The following is a 16,096-nucleotide window of genomic DNA, read 5'->3' on the forward strand; positions in this document are numbered from 1 at the left end:
GGTATGATAAACGATAAAAGAATTAAAATACGACAGCCCTTTAGAGATCAATATACTCTTTCCATTGATGCAGAAGTAAACGCAATAGAATCTACGATCCTATCAACAGTTGAAATAAGGTATGATTTTCAAGTACTAAATATAAAGGAAGATTGTGTGGAAGTGAGGTTATTAGTTTTGGAAAGTAAAGTTGTAAAGGCAAATAATCCAATGGTCAATGAGGTGGCTCAAGTAAGTCAGGTCTTTGGCCGAATGTATAATGAGTTACATCTGCAAATTGAACCCAATGGTAGAGTACTCAAAGTGTTGAACAGCGATCTAATTTTATCAAAATGGAGAGAGACTAAAGCTGAAATGGAAAAGCATATTTCAGGAAATGAAGAGCTGAAACAAGCAATTTCTTTGCATGACGAGCTGTTCAATAACGTCGATAAAGTAAAAGTGGCCGTGCAAGCAAATGAATTTTTTGCAATGTATTTCGGTCATGTATATGATACAGATCTGCCAATGGCAAAAAAGGTTTTTGGTACAAATATTTTTAATACTGCAAATCTTGAGTGGAACCTTAATTCTGAAAGTGATCCAGTGCTTCCTACGCAAGGGAAAGAAATTGTAACCATTAAAACCACTTCATTGCCAAAATTACCATTGACTGATGGTTTTTGTAATGCCGCTTACCAACAATTTAAAGACAAGATAAAGATTGATCCCGAGCAAATCAAAATGATCCACACTGAAGAACGGACTTTAGAATATGAAACTGGCAGACTCAGGAGATCTTCAGTAATCAAAATAGAAGAGATAGATCCGGAAAAATTATATCATAAATTTAAGTTTACGATGTTGAGTGATTCAGAAAAGAAAATCCTTGAAAACGGAAATAATGTGGAAGAAAAAGGCATAAGTGGCAAAGAAGGAATTGATGAAAAAATATATGGTGTTAGATGGACATAAATTATGCATTGAGTAAAATTATGGAACCCACATATATAAAAGAATCCAATGATAAGAATGATAAAAAATGGGACAAGACTTTTCGATTAGGGAACATCCAAATTCGAATAGGTTATAAAAGCAATTCTGCAAGATCTTCATTTTTTATCGAAAAAACTATCAGGAAAGGCGACTATATATTTCTTCGACAGCATATGTTTCAAAAAATATATCATGGAGAAAAGGTCAGATTGGCACATCATTCAAGAAAGAAAATATTGAAAAAAGTAGGAAGTGGGCAATAAGAGAATCACTGAGAACGACTTTTGGGTATGTACTAACGGTGCTGTACCCGCACAGCTGCAAGGCTCCAATAAAACCACAAAAAAAGCATCCGGAGAAAAGTATATCACTGTTAATGATAAAGCGACCAGCAGCTGGATAGATTTCGGCTGTACAAAGCTAATGTTAATATATGCACTGTTGGCCGCAGCGGTTGTTGTAATTGCTGCATTGACTGTGGCTACAGGAGGTGCAGCGTTAATAGCATTAGGGGCACTTGCTGGTTTAGCGGGTGCTGCATGGGGGGCCGTTGTAGGCACTATGCTGTGTGGCCATTTGGGTGCTAAAATAAGAGAGTGGAAAGAGGTTCCCAAAGCGAATAAGACTGTAATACAGGGCGTAACACAGGTGACGGGCGATTATAAAATGACCTGCAAAATTCCCGGGGGCATAGTTACCTTTAATCCTAAAATAAAAAGCTGGAATCAGGCCATTGCATTAGGTGCATCCAATTATTTGGGTAAACTAATGGAGGGAATGATGGCTGGTGCAGCCGTAGGTATGGCAGGTGCATTATGGGCTGGTGGTGCCTCAGCATTTGCAAGTGGCGGAATAAGAGGCATTGGTCAGGCGGCGTGGCAATTTGCAAAGAGTTGCCCAATGAATATTGTAAAAAACATTGCGGCTTCCTTTGGGTATGCTGGCGCTGGAGCAAGTACAACCGCCGTATGGACAACGGTTGGTACAGCAGCTGGTTTACGTACAGCTACTGCTACACAGGCAGGTTTGGGGCATTATGGTAATACAGGAGAGTCAGGATGGGGAGCAGCGGGAACAGGAATTTTTGCAATGGAGACTGGTATGTACGAATCTGGTCAGAACATGGCCGGCACTGCATTAGGATGGAAAAAGGAGGATGGGACAGGATATTCCACAAGCTGGCAGGATGTTGCGGGTATGGCATTGCTGTTATCACCTGTACATAAGGCACCTGAAGAGCTGACTAGTAAGACAGAACCAAAGAGCAAAGTTGAAGAAACTGCAAAAGATGGTGAAACTAAAAAGACTGACGAAGAGCAAACTGTTAAAGATACCAATATAGCAGAAAGTGAATCAGGTGGACCAGCGGGAGAAAAAGAGACCTTTGAGATGGCAGATGCGATACCTAAAACCAGGTCGCAAAAAATAATTGAATCTCAAGCAGCTTACGATAGAGCACAAAAAGCATACGATAATTTACCCAATAGCAAGGCAGAAAAAACAGTTGCCAGTGACGGATCTAAAACTGTAAGTGGATGGTCAGAAGGTAGAGTAAGCAATAAGTTTAAAAAAAGTGAAGGAGTTGCCGATGTATCTCCTGAAAAAGTTTTAGATTACGGCAAAAATGATTTGGGACATGAATTTGATGTAAATTCCAGCATTGATAATGGCGTTGAGGGGCAAGCAAGTGCTAGTCATGCAGAAAAACAAATGATGACTGATAATCCTAAAGATGCAATAGGTGTTTCAAGAAAAATGTGCGCTAATTGTAAATCGATGGCACAAAAACACGCAGTCAAAATCGGTGAAGATTATGTTGTTACTGATCCCGAAGGAACTTATATTTTTAAACCAGATGGATCAAAACCTATTTTTATTAAAAGATAAAAAAATATACAATGATATTAGAACTAATAAAAAAATTAAAGGAAGAATTAGAAAGGTATCCGAACGGGAATCTACCCCTTTCGCAAAGAGTAAAAGTAGCTAAAGATTTAGGCAGCCCTTCTTTAATAAATAAGGTGTATTTAGAGTGCTGTAAATTTGTTTACCTTGAATTTAAAATAAATGATAGTTCAATTTCAGAAATATTAGTTGATGCTGAAGATTTTCTTTATGCTAAGAAAGAGATTGATTTTCAGAAAATATTTGATAAATACAAAAACTATTTAGAGTCTTTCCAGGATGAAGTTTATTCTGGTGTGGCAGCAGCAACAATGGCTCTATGCAAGAGTATAGCCTTTAATGCTGAAGGTATCTTAAATATCGAAGATTATCATGGGCAAGATGATGACAAATTTGATTGGGAAGAATGGAATACTGATTTTTATGCATCTAACGTATATTCCGGCGGAAATCCGTTTCTTGGTCGTGGAAACATAGATAAGCGTAGGATATTTTGGAATTGGTATTTAGAAACCGTTTTAAAAGTTTATAATTCGCCATCCTTATCAATCAGTCCAAAAATTCCTTTAACAACACTTCAGGGTTCAAATAGTATTACTCGTTCAATTGAGACTAATAATGATTTTGTTAAAGACAAATTAACAAAAGTAATTGATTTAGTATTGAAAGATTTAGAAAACTCTTCACCTAACATAAATTGGATGAAAGTAGAGGTAGAGGGGCAAAATATTGGGGGAAATGGTATGATCGCCCATTATTTTGACGACAAAATAAAGAAAAGAATAGATCTGACTTATTATTTATATGATGGTGACGAATCCACTGTGGAATTGATGCAGCAAATAAAAGATAATATTTATCAGCAGAGCCCAAGAGAGGGTACGTGGTTTAGTTATAAAATTACAATTGAACCTGACAGAAGTTATATCGTAAATTATAATTTTGATAAATATCAAATCTACGAGGGAGAAGAGCCAGATAAAGGAGATTTTATTGCTGAGTTTTCTGAGTATCCGCGAGCTAAAGCTTTTGTTCCTACATGGTGGCGAGAGATTATAGAAAAGAGTAATTTACAATATTTAAAGTGAGATTAATCTATATATCAGCATTAGAAGGAGCCAGAATTATTAAAATTTTGCGCAAATGTATTTTATATTTAAGCAATGGAGTTATTAAAGAAAATTGTAGATAAACTAAATATAAATATTAATCTCCAAAATTTAATTTTTAAAAGAATTGCCATACCATATCACGACGATTATAATTCTGTTGATCAATATTGGTATCAGCATCCTCCCTGTCTGATTCCTTTATTTTTGGGGTACGGAGCATCGTATAAAGGGATCATTAATCATTTTTTTATTGACAGAAAAAATACTTTTGTGGAATTAGATTTAGAATATGGTTCGATAGTTGAAACTGCATTTAATTTTAAACAACTCTCCGTATATCTGATTTTACCAATGATTATGTCTGATGAAGGTCTTACGGAGGAAATCATTGAATTCGCTGGCAAAATAAATTTTGACGAATATCAGGAATTAGATGATTTTTCTAATAAATATGGAGATAATAAGGATTATTTTGATGAATTAGTTTATTTCAAAAATAATTTGCCCCTATATATAATTAAAGATATGAGAACATATAAGGGGGATTTTCCCTCTTCATATGACAATCTTAATGAATCTCAAGTTATAAACTCATGCTTGTTTGAAATTTCACCATCTGCCTATGAAATTGTAAAGAGTAGGGTTGATACACCAAAATGGTTAATTAAGGAAACAGATAAAAAACAATTATTTGAAGATTATATATTAAACAACCAATTGAAGGAAGCATGGCTCACATTAAATAGTAAGGGTTGGCTACTGAAAGATGTTGCCGAAGCTTTAGAAACATTAAAATCTAAAACTGACGATGAACTATTTCACTTAGTAGCAGATAACTGGATTGCTGGGTGGAAAAATTCGACATTTTTAAATGGCAATTATTAATATCTTCGACCTTAATAAGTAAATTAAACTTAGGCCACCTGTAAGGTGGCTTTTATTTTGCAAAGAATTTTACACGTTAAAAATAAATGTAAAGTAATGAATGATCTGAAAGTAGAGAGCATATTACGGCGTATAATTAACCAATTGAGGTCTGGTGAGACTGACAAAGCTATCTCCAATTTATGTATCTTTTGGGAAGATCTAAGTAGAATAAAAAATTGTATGCGAAGCTAATTGGGATACTTTGTATCCCACAGATAGCTCACAACGGCTGAGCTTGTGGAGGTATCGCGATGGGGCCAGCCGTTGTAGCCGCTTTTCTCGCCAAAAGCCGTTGGCTTTTGGCCGCGGCAGTTTTTTCAACTGCTGACGGTGATGGGTTGAGATTTAAAATTTTGCAGGTTCAGGAAAAAGCCACGGTTTTCTGTTATTCCGGTTTTTAGCAGATTCCATAGAAGTGAAGCTCCCAACTGGGCTATGGTACTGTTTATAAAAAGATCCTGTTTGGCTAGTGATTCTGCAAGTGAACAGCTTGGCGTGTCATCTTCCTGCTCCGAAGTTTGCATAACGTTACCGAATTCCTCAATAACAGATGGTAGGGTATCCACTGTTTTAAATTTTTTGGAGGTTGGCTGTTCAATTTTTCCAATTGTAGAAAGTATTCCCTGTCCTGAAAACTTGGTATTTCCAAGGTCTAGCCAATATTTTCCAGCATCCCTATGGTATCCATTTTCTTTACTGAGCTGTTGGAGTATTTCAGAAATTTCTATTCTTGATGCGACGGTGTCTGTACAGGATACATAAATAGATGCTCCTGCTCCCGTCGGTATTTTTGCATCTGCATCACGCTGAAATTTCCTTGTCTCTGCTTTCCAGCTTGTTCCTGCCCACCGATTAAGGCGGTTTATTATCGCCTGTGCTTTATAAAGATTTTTTTCCGAATCTGCAAACCGTTGTCTTCCGATATTGGAAGCTGTAATAATATCATCGTCCCACAAACGCACGTCCAGTCCAGGGTGATCGAGTTCCAACAGGCTATGATTGATTTCCATGAGGGCGGTCATAAACTTGGAGCCTGTTCCGCCTGCACCGATTACGTTTACACGAATGGGATTTGTAGGACTTAACAGATAGTTGTCCAAAAAATGGACATTTAATTTCGCTGTTTTCATAACAAAATGTCTTTAAGTTTTTTAGATGTTTTTATGAGCCTGTCAGTTGGAAATGTTTTTCCTGTATCTATAAGATTTTCCCACAACATGACGCAGTTACCATTAAAAGGGTTGTGGCCATCCATCAGGTGGGAAAAGTAACTATTGAAAAAGTAGCTTTCCCACAAGGCCATCAGTTCATTTACTGAGTCTGTTTCTGCTGTGGCAATATCTACAGTGCCCAAACAGACAGAACCATCTTCATAAACGTTAAAAAACGGGGCATAATAAAGAGGGGTATTAGAGGTGGGTTTCCTCGATGTTGAAAGTGCAAACACCTTCAACGTTGTCCTGTCTGCGACCCATACCATTGGAGGGGTATGCGCTTTTCCCGACTTAATTCCGAGGTTTTGATTAAAGAACAGATTCCTAACTTGTGCTTTTGTGTACCAGACTATAGTGGTAGATTTTGAATCAAAGGACAGTAGGTTACTACTAAGGATGCCATCTGATCTTAGCATCTTTAGATTTGTTTCGTCAACTTTCAACGCAGTTGCCAATCGGGTTCCCTCATTTACCGAAAGGGGATGCGGATTGATGGGTATACCGTTTTCCATTTCAAAGTATTCGACATAGGTTTCATTATATCCGCCCTTGTTTTGGTAAAAAACCAATGCGCATGTAGGGTCGAAATAGGTTCCGAAGCTGTTTGTAATATCTTCCATGAATTCTACTTTTAAAAATTATGTTCCTGCCAAAGTCTAATAAGGTTGTCAATCGTATCGAAAACCTTTTTTTCAAAATCAAAATCGTTATTTTCCATTTTTCTGTTGTCAAAGGGAATAAAGCGTGTGGGTTCATCTATTTCGGAAAATTCCTGTAATTCATTATTGATGAAATAGCAGAGCGTTTCAAAAAGTTTTCCCTTTATAGAAGCGCAGAATGAAACGTAGTTGTCCAGTGTAATAGGTCGCTCAAAATGATCTGTTTCTTCCCGCACACGTTGGGGATAATATTTGCAGTCTATCCTTGTATTGGGGTAACAATGATAGAGTTCGTAAAATGATGTTGCAATTAAATGGATATCTTTGTCAAAATCATTTTTTGGTTCAAAGTTGCTGATAAGCTTCTGAAAGGATTGAAGGTTCTTTTTGTCTGTTATGAGCTCTTTGATATAGTCTCCGATCAGTTCAGCGTCTTTGAACTCGGCTAAACTTTCATCATCATAGTTTTCTTCCTCCTCTTCGTCGTATGAATTTTCGAGCATTTCATACATAGAGTTCAGATAACAATCTGCATTTCTGTAATAGGGAACACAGAGTACCTGATAAATATAGGAATATACAGCAACCAATATTTTACTAGCTTTCGCAGTCTCTTTTTTGTGCAGGATTGTATAAAGCGGAATCACTGGGACATAGTATAGCGTGGAACCCGTGTCATAATTTTCTTCCCGTGCGAAAAAGGTACTCTGCCCATCATTTACCAATCTGATTTCCCGCCAGTCATTCATGCCGAGTTTGAGCTGTTTTTTAAGGTGCGCCAATGATTCCGAAATATTGTAGGGGAAAGGAACACCTGTACAATCCAGTTTAGTAATATTCATTTTTTTGGAGATATTGGAGAGGGATTTAAAAAACTCCCTCTCCAATTTTAAACTATTGTAATTTTCTCCAATTTCAGGTTCCTGCAATCTAGGATAGAATTGCATCGCTAAAAAGGCATTGGTAACATCGCAGGTGGTACGGACTGTCGTCTGTCCTTGCGGATTTCTCCTGCATCTTTTGGTCGTTTCATCCAGTTTGCAAACTCTCCTAACTGGCGGTGAAGTAGTGACTGGCTTACTGCGGTGGGCAGTTTTACCGTTTGCGGATATTTTTTCTGCATGGTTCATGGGTTTTGATTTTTTGTTTAACCTTTTGTTCCGATTACCGTCTCGAAGCGATATTCTACCATATCATCAACGATTGTCGGACGTGAAATTTTCGCTGTGGTCAGGGCAGGGTAATTGTTTGAATAGAAATTCAAAACTGCCTGCAGGTTCCACTTTGGTTCGGGATCATCTAGCCTGATTTCCTGTTCCTTTTCTTTGAGAATAAAAACTCTTTGAAGTTCTGTTGCTACTAACATAATATTGCTTTTTTAGGGGTTATATTCCTGTTGGTCGACCTGTTCTGATTTCGGCTCGGAAGCTGACCAGAGATCGGGCACAAATTGTTTTTCGTACTCATCCTGTTTCTTTCTGATGTCTTCTTTATGCTCAGGATAGTCCCCGACTTTTGGCAGTGCTGTCCATGCTTCTTTGTATTTACCTGCTTTTGCAAGAGCATCGGCTTTTAGCATAGCTTCGCTGTATTTTTTGCCCTTTGCTTTTTCCTTATCAGATTTCTGTTTTTCCATTGCCGAATTAGCCTGAGCTGTTTCCAGACCTTTAAGAAAGTTCTGCATATTTGAAATCAGTCCGTCCGCCATTTTTACGGGTTTTTTGATATGCTCAAAGAATCCGTTGTCAAGTTCTTCGGGAGTACCTTTCAGATTAAAAGGGGGAATGATATTCTTCGCCTTATCTCCGCAACTGTCGTTCTCGATCAAGATAGATACGAGTATCTTGTTTTCTGTTGCCTTTGTAATGGTTAGCTTAATTTTGCTGTTTATGTCCATCTGTGCAATCTGCTTAAAAAAATTAGCTGTTTCCATAATAGTTCATTGCTTTATCGCTTACGCACCCAGTTATATAGGATTCTGAAAAGCCCTGTTCCCGTAGGTAGACTTCATAAGCTTTCATTTCCTTTTTAAATTCTGCTGTACCTTCCTCACCTGTGAGAAAGAGTTTATGAGCGGTTCCGTTTTTCAGAGCCTTGTTAATATCCCTGTAGAGTTCTTTTATATGTCTCCGCTGATCAGAAAGCTTTCGGACTTCCATTGCGAACATTTGGTAACGTGAAAGAATATCCAAGAAAATGAAAGCTTCCACGATATTTTGATTTTTATAATTTTCGACAAACCTGTTATAGAGCCAGTCTGCGAACTTATATTTTGCCAGTATATCCATTTTTTAAAATTTTACGAGGTGATTTTTAAATTTTTGTCATAGTTCATGCGATATCCATTGTCATGGATTACATTCTCAAAGCATTGCCTTGCAGTGTGAAGCTGTTTCCAGTCTTCTTGCTTAATATTCAAAACATGGAGCTGTGCGAACTTCATCACCATTTCAGCAATGATGTGAAGTGCCTGCAGTTCTGTATCAGTTTCTTTTTTCATTATCTTGGTTATTTAGATTTTCTATGTAGCTTGTATAGCGTTGCGTTATATCCTCTCCTTTACAAAATCGGTCTGTACGGTAGTAGTAGTTTTCTTTGAACATACTGACCTGCTTTGTAATTAGGTTGATGTAATAGCGGTAGGAAGCATTCACCCGCCTTTCATCCATTGTACAATGCTTTCTGAGAAATTCCAGTTCCTTATGGGAATCATCAAAGTTCATAAGGGGGATAAATAATTCTTCTACGATATACCCCTGTTCAGGTGCGCTCGTACTGTCCGCAACGCAGATAATCTGTTGTCCGTCAGATAATGTGATATGTAAGTTTGATCGTGTCATGATGTTTTAATTTTTGGATTTTAAAATTTCCTGAATTAGTCTGATGTCAAAATCCACCGTTCTAAATTTGATGTCCTCAAATGCTTCATAATTTGCCGTTCCATCGGGATGTACAACAAGCTTATCACTTTTAATGCAGTCAAAGTGCCTGCATAGCTGTTCTATTTCCTCTGTTTTTGCTTCCAAGAATGCCAGACCGTTTTCACCTAGCCACTGCTCATAGAATGGTACTTTCGCAGTCCTGCAAAACAGGAAGGAAATACCGTGTTCTTTTCGGGCGATATGACCCGAAAAGGAATCCACGTTCAGAATTTCGAGTAGGTCGGTTGTTTCAAGCGACTTTTTTAGCCAGTCCCCCCAAAGGGGGATAATGGCTACTTCATGGTTGTTGCGACCGATCTCGCTGAATGCCTTTATTAGCATGACATCGGTCATTTTTTCTGCTTTTTTCATGGCTGAGGATTTAAGTTTATATCGATCAGTTTCTGCGTGCCGAAAAGCATGTAAATGGCATATTTTAATTCACGGCTACACTTCTTTTGTTCCGTGTAACGTATGGTGGCGTGGATGATGAAGAGCGCATCGTAACCGTCAAACAGTTGATCCCTGAACGTTTTTTTATTTTTGTACAACCTTGTACCGTTCTTGGAGTATCTGCGCTCAAAATTGGCTATGTACTCGAACCATAGTTGTACACTGGTATTTTTTTCCGTCCACTGTTTCTCCACCTCTGTGCGATATTTGCCCCATTGTTCTGCTTCCTTTTTGATGAATTCAGTCAGTTCTTTCAGCTCATCGGGAAACAATGTTGCAAGCAAATAGCCTCTGTCAAGATTGGTCATGTGATCTAAGGTTTTCATCTTTTTAAATTTTTGAGTTATTCTTCTTAAAATCAATGGTGACCACCGTATCGTCTCCGAAATAGAGTTCAATTGCCAGTCTCAACATAGGGGGCAAGGTTCCTGAACCTGCACATTTTATCAGGCAGTGAATACCAAAAACGCTATTGTCCTGATAGAAAAGCTGGTCTGCGAAAATCCTCGGATTGCGGTACAGCAGAACACCGAATTTTTCAAGTATCTCCTCCGCATTTTGGACAAGCCTGTACCAATAATTGGCAGTTGCAATGCAGTTTGGTGGCCATGCTTTTCTTATATCCTGTTCTTTGTCACGCAAGTGCGCTATTTCGGTTTTTATAAAGTCGGTCAATGTTCCAAGCTGATCGGGGAAGAGCCTTGCGACTGCAAACGCTCTTTCCGTGTTGTTCATTTCTTTTAGAGATTTCATGTTGTGATATTTTTTGTAGGTGGCAGTTTTTTACAATCCTGCCACCTTTTAAGGTTTGCTTAATTCAGTTGAAAAACATCTGTTCCTATCTTCTCGAATGACGTACAGAGGTCAAACGCCTTTTGGGACTTCTCTTTTGCCGTTCCGCCAAGTACGATGCTCTGTAATTTTGCTTCGCTGTCTTTGTAATTGCGGACATTCTGAAAGTAGCCAGTCACGGCATTGTAAGCTCCGAAAAGAGTTCCTTTTGTCGTTTCAAGCTGTTGGGTATCGTTCATCATGGCATAGGCAAAGGCATCATCAACGGTGTTTTTGAACATGGTTGATAGTTCATCGTCTGCGCCTTTTTTCAAAAGGTTATAGGATTCTTTGTTCGGACATAGAGCAAGCTGTATTAGCTTTCTGATCTCACTATCTTTAACTTTAATTGTTGCCCAATGGTTAAAAATGCCGTCCATTTGTGTGGTCATGTTATTAGCCAGTCCCATGACTTTATGGGCATCATTCAAACGTTGTTTTGCTCCTGCGGTATGCTTGATGCGTACCACGTTGCTCATGTTACGGAGTGAAGCGTTAAGGGTGTTTTGGCAGACGATCCGGATAGGGGTGAAGGCTGCCGTTATGCTTCCGCTTCCGTCATGGGAGGTCGTGAGAAAGATGTATTTTTCAATGACATCGTCCGAGTTGCCGATACGGATGTAATTTGGAAGTTTAGCGGTTATAAATATGCGTTCACCCTTTCCGAGTGCCCCTGCAGTCTCGTACAGAATACCACTACCACCACCTACAATAGAATCGAAAAATGTAAAGGCATCTTTATTCTGTACAATATGGTAGTCTTTACCCACTACCCCGAGGACGGTATTGTTATCCGTGCGTATATTGGCAAAATAGTTAGGAACCTCGATCTCTGTATCTTGTATAACGATACCGTCAGAAATTTGTACGATTCCTGAGCCCTTCGTAAATAGGGGGCTTTTTTCGACTTCGTAGTCAAGACCTGCATGTCTGATCGCTTCTGCGCTTGTCGGGTAGTCCTGAACAATCTGTCCCAAGCCGTGCCAAGCCTTTTCCTTTACGCTGAAAAATGAATATCTGCCTGTTCTGTTGTTGAAATTTATATTATGTGCCATGATTTTTATTTTTTAAAGGGTTAAAAATGATTTGGATTTCTTTGCTGTCCTCCCTAGAATGGAAGGTCGCTGTCGTCTGCGTCCTTGTCAGTATTATCGGTGCTTTGCTCTGCACTGGCCTGTACCGTTTCCACCTGTTTGGGTTTCGCCCATCCTGCGGGCTTAATGAATGCAGTGTTGAAGTTCATTCCTGCTTTTGGGTTGCCGTCCTTATCAAGCCATGCCCTAGTGCTGATACGTCCCGATAGTTCTACAAAGCGACCTTTTAACAACCACGATGCGACCTTTGCGCTCCGCCAGTAGGCGCATTCAATAAATGCGGTCTCATCCACCCATTCGCCCTGTCTGTTTTTGTAGCCGTCATTTATTGCTACACTGAAGTTTACCACTTCCTTACCTGTTGGTGTTGTGCTGACCGTTGCATCTTGTGTCAGCCTTCCTGAAATGTTCATAACTTTCTGTTTTTAAGTTGTTGTACAATCCTGTTACGTTTGTTCCCTTTTCAGTCCTGCTGAGGCTCGGCCCCAAATCATTTTTTTCAAAAGAAAAAACAGGAAAAAAAAGAAAGTCAATCCGTACATTGGGCAATTGCAGAAGGCAAAAGGAAACGGAATAAAGGATGGGATTGTGCGGCTGCCTGTGTTTATGCCGTAGTCTTTTGCGGCTAGAGGGGTGGCTGCCCTATGTACTTTTGAATGTCTTTTTCGACTGTTCTTTTGTAAAAAGTGATCCCCACAATTATTGTCTGAAAAATATCTGGGTTAAAAAGCAATGTGATTTCATAGGGAATTGCAGGTTGAAAGGGGCTGCCTCAGGGAAGACAACCTGTAATTTGCTATGTTCTGGGGGCAGAAAGCTCTTTTTCGGGTGAGTTTGTGCGGTCGAGATAATGTGCTTTGCCACTGCGGGGAAAGTAAATTGTGGATAGCTAAAAGTAGATGTTAAAAAGATCTGATCTCGCGTGAGTGATAGCAGCGGCATCCTTTTGTGGGCAAAAGATATAGCGGAGAGCACGACCGATCTGTAGTAGTGGGTTTGAAGTTCAGGTCAGATCGAACACGCCACAGAATAATGTCTGAATGATTATTGAAGAGATCAGGTGATGAATAAGTGTATAGAGAAGCTATGGATAAAAGCAGTAAAGTGAATTTATCTGATAATTTCAATTACCGTAAACATGGGTACTATTTTTAGGAGTAAAGGAATAAAAAAGAGGCAGTGGCCATCATTGGGAGATTCCTGAATGACAGCCATTGCCTAAATAAATTAGGATATTAAGGTCCTATTCGCAACCCTTAGTCATTAAAAGAGCGGGCATCCATAGGCATCTACTGGCATGCCTATCGGCGTATTAGGACATCTATCCACGTCATCTGCAACGCCATCCTGATCTTGGTCGCCAGGTGCAGGAATTGCGCTGGAAGAAAAAACTACTATCGCAAATGCCATTGCGGTTAATTTAAAGATCTGCTTTATCATATCAATTTATTTAAGTTGAAAAATTCTAATCGCTGTCAAATCATTGTTTTATTTCTTATTGTTCGTAGAACTTGTATTTAATTTTGAAAATAGGGTTGCATCCAGCATTTTCTTGGTTTCTTCCAAATCTTCCATTGTGATCTCGACATCTTTATTTTGTCTGCTAAGAGCTAGATACCAGCTTTCGACAAGAGCAATCTCCTCGTTACTGCATTCATTTTCGCAATATTTAATAAGTAAATTTTTTGAAACGTTTTCTTGCATTGTAACATTCTATTCTAAGCGTAAACTAGGATATTATGTAATCAGTCAAAAATAAAGACTAAGTGATTTGCTAGATTCTTGTTCACTTTTCTCACTCAATTGTTCTTCCCACAACATACCTGCCGTAAAGAGCAGGATACATAAAATATTCTCCTGAAATCGGAGTCCCAGCAAAACGATATACTTTCTGTAGGTTTGCAGATGTAATTGTCGATTTACATTCATCCATCTTTTCGAAATCAATGTGAATTGGAATTAAAACCTGTTTAATGTCTTTCTGTTTTGTTTTTAGGTCTGTATAAATACTTTTGAAATCGAGTTTATCTTTGATTTCTTGCATTAAACTTACAAACTCTGGTTCGGCACTATCAGAAAAACTAAGAAATTCAACTTCACCACTACGATCAAAAGTTACTTTCATTAGTGTAAATGTCGTAGCACACTTTTTTTGAAGTTCAGCAGGGTATTTTAAATGTTCTGCGAAGCTTGAATTGAATTTTTCGTAAGAAGGAAATTCATCATTCTTTTGACCAAAAACAGTGCAATAGTTGATAATTAACAGGATTGCAATTATAATTCTTATTTTCATATCGATATGTTTAATTACATTTTTTGCCTTTGTGCCCAGTCTCGTAATCGGCAAGAAGTCTGGACCGTTCATTCAAAGATGGTAATTTACTTCCAAGTTTTGCTTCTATGTTAGCCCATGTCTGGTTATTGACGCTATTTTGGAATGCTCCATATAAACCACCCATAGCAACAGAGTAAGCATCTGCTGTTGGCATATTATAATTATCTTTCAGATAATTCGCCATAAGGTCTACATAATTTGCTAGCATAACATCGTGCTGGTTATGAGAAAATGCATATCCTTTATAATTAAGGTAGGCGTGTATTGCTTCATGTACAGCGACCATGGCTATGAATTCCTGAGAGGACCCCGGTAAATTATTCACATTCAGCTGGATATCAACGTCCATACTGAGCAAATTACCATTAGTGTCAAAATATATTTTGCTAGGAGTTGCATTGCCATTTACACCACTGGCCAAGCCTGTAGTATCATTAAAAATGAGATTAAATTTTCCATTTACACCAAAAATGGATTTCATGCTTTCATTTGCTTTAAAATTAATATCACGATCAATAATTCCGCCTACCATAGCTCTCAAACAAGGGTTTGAGACTTTATTGTATATATAGTAATATCCCTCGTTGCCACCGATTGAGCCGCCATCAGTACCACCTCCATCTCCGGGCCAGCCTGGGTCAGGGCCGCCTGGATTAGGATTGTAACCGCCATCACCGGGTAGACCAGTGCCTGGTCCAGGGTTTGGATTTGGTACCACAACCTCCGGCAGCTCGTTATCAACCGGGCAGCCCGTTGGATCAACCCAAGTATCGCCAGGAGTATTAGGGCATTTATCTTCCTTATTAGGAATTCCATCGCCGTCTTCATCTGCCTCACCATCGTTTATACCTGCGCCAGCTTTTTTTATTGGGCTATTAGTAATCAACGAAGTCTTTCCATCGGTCACCTGATACTTTTTATAAAGTACTCCGTTTACACGATAAATTGTGAGTGTTCCATTTACTTCTCTCGCACCTTTTTTTGAGATTGGATCAGCAATAAATTCGGAGACTTGCGCATAAGTTTCTCCTTGATTCTTAATCATAACCAGCTGAAGTGTAACATTGCTGCTAATATCCATTCTCAAAGGAAGAGAGATAAACTCCTGGTCATCAACTTGCTTAGTGGCTATTCCCTTAAAATCAGGTGTAAGATTTCCGTACTTCTTTGTAAAACGGTGCAAACCGTATTTTGAAGTAACCTGATATAAATTAGTTATATCTTGAGCAGATTGTACCGCTGTTTGTTCTGGATCAGTCGGTCTGTCATCCTTTTGGCATCCATTGAACATAAAAAACACCGCGAAACACAGTAGGATAAAATAAATTCTTTTCATAAAAATAAATAGTTGTGTTTATAAAATTTTCCACTATTAATCATAGAAGAAACATTGCATTCGGTTTACTTTATATAGCCAAGTATAAATAAAAAATGTTAAAGGTTGTGTAATTTTATTTTTACTTTTCATAAAAACATGCCTTAAGCTATAGTAATTATTCCCTAAAATTGAATGCCGCTCCCAATTGTAACATTTAGTTATGACAATTACCTTTATGTAGCATGGGAACACAATGTGATTAAGAAACGAACCTTTTTTAGCTTTTATCGTAAAAATAATGATTTTGTCTACTTATGTGTTAACTATAAAGGATGCTTTGTATTGATTTTTT

General features: G+C 38.4%; 21 protein-coding genes. 4 read left to right on the forward strand and 17 right to left on the reverse strand.

What is annotated here, in order from left to right:
* The first annotated feature begins 3 nt into the window (after window positions 1-3).
* The 4 genes from AC07UV_RS20865 (at window position 4) to AC07UV_RS20880 (ending at window position 4,877) form a co-directional block, all read left to right on the forward strand.
* Window positions 4-954, forward strand: coding sequence for a hypothetical protein (locus tag AC07UV_RS20865; RefSeq protein WP_495185156.1), 951 nt, complete (start codon window positions 4-6; stop codon window positions 952-954).
* Between the two features lie 273 nt (window positions 955-1,227).
* Window positions 1,228-2,862, forward strand: coding sequence for a hypothetical protein (locus AC07UV_RS20870; protein WP_495185157.1), 1,635 nt, complete (start codon window positions 1,228-1,230; stop codon window positions 2,860-2,862).
* Between the two features lie 11 nt (window positions 2,863-2,873).
* Window positions 2,874-3,968 (forward strand): Imm5 family immunity protein, encoded by a 1,095-nt coding sequence (locus AC07UV_RS20875; RefSeq protein WP_495185158.1) that lies wholly within the window; start codon window positions 2,874-2,876, stop codon window positions 3,966-3,968.
* 75 nt (window positions 3,969-4,043) lie between these two features.
* A complete protein-coding gene (locus AC07UV_RS20880) occupies window positions 4,044-4,877 on the forward strand; it encodes a hypothetical protein (protein WP_495185159.1) in 834 nt (277 codons plus the stop codon).
* Window positions 4,878-5,236: 359 nt separating this feature from the next.
* Here the strand turns inward: AC07UV_RS20880 and AC07UV_RS20885 are convergent, their stop codons facing one another.
* The 17 genes from AC07UV_RS20885 to AC07UV_RS20965 form a co-directional block, all read right to left on the reverse strand.
* Complete coding sequence (locus tag AC07UV_RS20885) at window positions 5,237-6,049, reverse strand: PRTRC system ThiF family protein (protein WP_495185160.1); 813 nt, start codon at window positions 6,047-6,049, stop codon at window positions 5,237-5,239.
* Window positions 6,046-6,753 (reverse strand): PRTRC system protein B, encoded by a 708-nt coding sequence (locus AC07UV_RS20890; RefSeq protein WP_495185161.1) that lies wholly within the window; start codon window positions 6,751-6,753, stop codon window positions 6,046-6,048. The genes AC07UV_RS20885 and AC07UV_RS20890 overlap by 4 nt, the downstream gene beginning before the upstream one ends.
* Window positions 6,754-6,764: 11 nt before the next feature.
* Entirely contained in the window at window positions 6,765-7,922 is a 1,158-nt protein-coding gene (locus AC07UV_RS20895; RefSeq protein ID WP_495185162.1) for a hypothetical protein, read from the reverse strand.
* A gap of 17 nt (window positions 7,923-7,939) precedes the next feature.
* Window positions 7,940-8,158: a PRTRC system protein C gene (locus AC07UV_RS20900; protein ID WP_495185163.1), complete on the reverse strand. Its 219-nt coding sequence runs from the start codon at window positions 8,156-8,158 to the stop codon at window positions 7,940-7,942.
* A 12-nt stretch (window positions 8,159-8,170) separates the two neighbouring features.
* A complete protein-coding gene (locus AC07UV_RS20905; protein WP_495185164.1) occupies window positions 8,171-8,725 on the reverse strand; it encodes a PRTRC system protein E in 555 nt (184 codons plus the stop codon).
* Window positions 8,712-9,080: a hypothetical protein gene (locus AC07UV_RS20910; protein WP_495185165.1), complete on the reverse strand. Its 369-nt coding sequence runs from the start codon at window positions 9,078-9,080 to the stop codon at window positions 8,712-8,714. Before AC07UV_RS20910 ends, AC07UV_RS20905 begins: the two co-directional genes overlap by 14 nt.
* A gap of 11 nt (window positions 9,081-9,091) precedes the next feature.
* Entirely contained in the window at window positions 9,092-9,292 is a 201-nt protein-coding gene (locus AC07UV_RS20915; RefSeq protein WP_495185166.1) for a hypothetical protein, read from the reverse strand.
* A complete protein-coding gene (locus AC07UV_RS20920) occupies window positions 9,276-9,632 on the reverse strand; it encodes a hypothetical protein (RefSeq protein WP_495185167.1) in 357 nt (118 codons plus the stop codon). The genes AC07UV_RS20915 and AC07UV_RS20920 overlap by 17 nt, the downstream gene beginning before the upstream one ends.
* A gap of 6 nt (window positions 9,633-9,638) precedes the next feature.
* Window positions 9,639-10,085 (reverse strand): hypothetical protein, encoded by a 447-nt coding sequence (locus AC07UV_RS20925; RefSeq protein WP_495185168.1) that lies wholly within the window; start codon window positions 10,083-10,085, stop codon window positions 9,639-9,641.
* Window positions 10,082-10,492, reverse strand: coding sequence for a hypothetical protein (locus tag AC07UV_RS20930; RefSeq protein WP_495185169.1), 411 nt, complete (start codon window positions 10,490-10,492; stop codon window positions 10,082-10,084). Before AC07UV_RS20930 ends, AC07UV_RS20925 begins: the two co-directional genes overlap by 4 nt.
* A 4-nt stretch (window positions 10,493-10,496) precedes the next feature.
* Window positions 10,497-10,919, reverse strand: coding sequence for a hypothetical protein (locus AC07UV_RS20935; protein ID WP_495185170.1), 423 nt, complete (start codon window positions 10,917-10,919; stop codon window positions 10,497-10,499).
* A gap of 59 nt (window positions 10,920-10,978) precedes the next feature.
* Window positions 10,979-12,052 (reverse strand): DUF932 domain-containing protein, encoded by a 1,074-nt coding sequence (locus tag AC07UV_RS20940; protein ID WP_495185171.1) that lies wholly within the window; start codon window positions 12,050-12,052, stop codon window positions 10,979-10,981.
* 53 nt (window positions 12,053-12,105) lie between these two features.
* Entirely contained in the window at window positions 12,106-12,504 is a 399-nt protein-coding gene (locus AC07UV_RS20945; protein ID WP_495185172.1) for a single-stranded DNA-binding protein, read from the reverse strand.
* Between the two features lie 850 nt (window positions 12,505-13,354).
* Window positions 13,355-13,501, reverse strand: a complete 147-nt coding sequence (locus AC07UV_RS20950) for a hypothetical protein (protein ID WP_495185173.1) — start codon at window positions 13,499-13,501, stop codon at window positions 13,355-13,357.
* 78 nt (window positions 13,502-13,579) lie between these two features.
* Window positions 13,580-13,795: a hypothetical protein gene (locus AC07UV_RS20955; RefSeq protein WP_495185174.1), complete on the reverse strand. Its 216-nt coding sequence runs from the start codon at window positions 13,793-13,795 to the stop codon at window positions 13,580-13,582.
* Window positions 13,796-13,886: 91 nt separating this feature from the next.
* A complete protein-coding gene (locus AC07UV_RS20960) occupies window positions 13,887-14,384 on the reverse strand; it encodes a hypothetical protein (protein WP_495185175.1) in 498 nt (165 codons plus the stop codon).
* A gap of 10 nt (window positions 14,385-14,394) precedes the next feature.
* The gene (locus AC07UV_RS20965; RefSeq protein ID WP_495185176.1) at window positions 14,395-15,717 is read right to left on the reverse strand and encodes a hypothetical protein; all 1,323 of its coding nucleotides are present in this window, start codon (window positions 15,715-15,717) and stop codon (window positions 14,395-14,397) included.
* Window positions 15,718-16,096: the final 379 nt, after the last annotated feature.

Source organism: Sphingobacterium sp. GW821-FHT03E03, from assembly GCF_059420745.1.

Coding starts and splice junctions, on each gene's coding strand:
- AC07UV_RS20915 (WP_495185166.1), bottom strand. CDS start 9,292: ATGAAAAAAGAAACTGATACAGAACTGCAGGCACTTCACATCATTGCT.
- AC07UV_RS20880 (WP_495185159.1), top strand. CDS start 4,044: ATGGAGTTATTAAAGAAAATTGTAGATAAACTAAATATAAATATTAAT.
- AC07UV_RS20940 (WP_495185171.1), bottom strand. CDS start 12,052: ATGGCACATAATATAAATTTCAACAACAGAACAGGCAGATATTCATTT.
- AC07UV_RS20865 (WP_495185156.1), top strand. CDS start 4: ATGATAAACGATAAAAGAATTAAAATACGACAGCCCTTTAGAGATCAA.
- AC07UV_RS20955 (WP_495185174.1), bottom strand. CDS start 13,795: ATGCAAGAAAACGTTTCAAAAAATTTACTTATTAAATATTGCGAAAAT.
- AC07UV_RS20935 (WP_495185170.1), bottom strand. CDS start 10,919: ATGAAATCTCTAAAAGAAATGAACAACACGGAAAGAGCGTTTGCAGTC.
- AC07UV_RS20960 (WP_495185175.1), bottom strand. CDS start 14,384: ATGAAAATAAGAATTATAATTGCAATCCTGTTAATTATCAACTATTGC.
- AC07UV_RS20950 (WP_495185173.1), bottom strand. CDS start 13,501: ATGGCATTTGCGATAGTAGTTTTTTCTTCCAGCGCAATTCCTGCACCT.
- AC07UV_RS20920 (WP_495185167.1), bottom strand. CDS start 9,632: ATGACACGATCAAACTTACATATCACATTATCTGACGGACAACAGATT.
- AC07UV_RS20910 (WP_495185165.1), bottom strand. CDS start 9,080: ATGGATATACTGGCAAAATATAAGTTCGCAGACTGGCTCTATAACAGG.
- AC07UV_RS20930 (WP_495185169.1), bottom strand. CDS start 10,492: ATGAAAACCTTAGATCACATGACCAATCTTGACAGAGGCTATTTGCTT.
- AC07UV_RS20875 (WP_495185158.1), top strand. CDS start 2,874: ATGATATTAGAACTAATAAAAAAATTAAAGGAAGAATTAGAAAGGTAT.
- AC07UV_RS20905 (WP_495185164.1), bottom strand. CDS start 8,725: ATGGAAACAGCTAATTTTTTTAAGCAGATTGCACAGATGGACATAAAC.
- AC07UV_RS20925 (WP_495185168.1), bottom strand. CDS start 10,085: ATGAAAAAAGCAGAAAAAATGACCGATGTCATGCTAATAAAGGCATTC.
- AC07UV_RS20890 (WP_495185161.1), bottom strand. CDS start 6,753: ATGGAAGATATTACAAACAGCTTCGGAACCTATTTCGACCCTACATGC.
- AC07UV_RS20885 (WP_495185160.1), bottom strand. CDS start 6,049: ATGAAAACAGCGAAATTAAATGTCCATTTTTTGGACAACTATCTGTTA.
- AC07UV_RS20945 (WP_495185172.1), bottom strand. CDS start 12,504: ATGAACATTTCAGGAAGGCTGACACAAGATGCAACGGTCAGCACAACA.
- AC07UV_RS20900 (WP_495185163.1), bottom strand. CDS start 8,158: ATGTTAGTAGCAACAGAACTTCAAAGAGTTTTTATTCTCAAAGAAAAG.
- AC07UV_RS20895 (WP_495185162.1), bottom strand. CDS start 7,922: ATGAACCATGCAGAAAAAATATCCGCAAACGGTAAAACTGCCCACCGC.
- AC07UV_RS20965 (WP_495185176.1), bottom strand. CDS start 15,717: ATGTTCAATGGATGCCAAAAGGATGACAGACCGACTGATCCAGAACAA.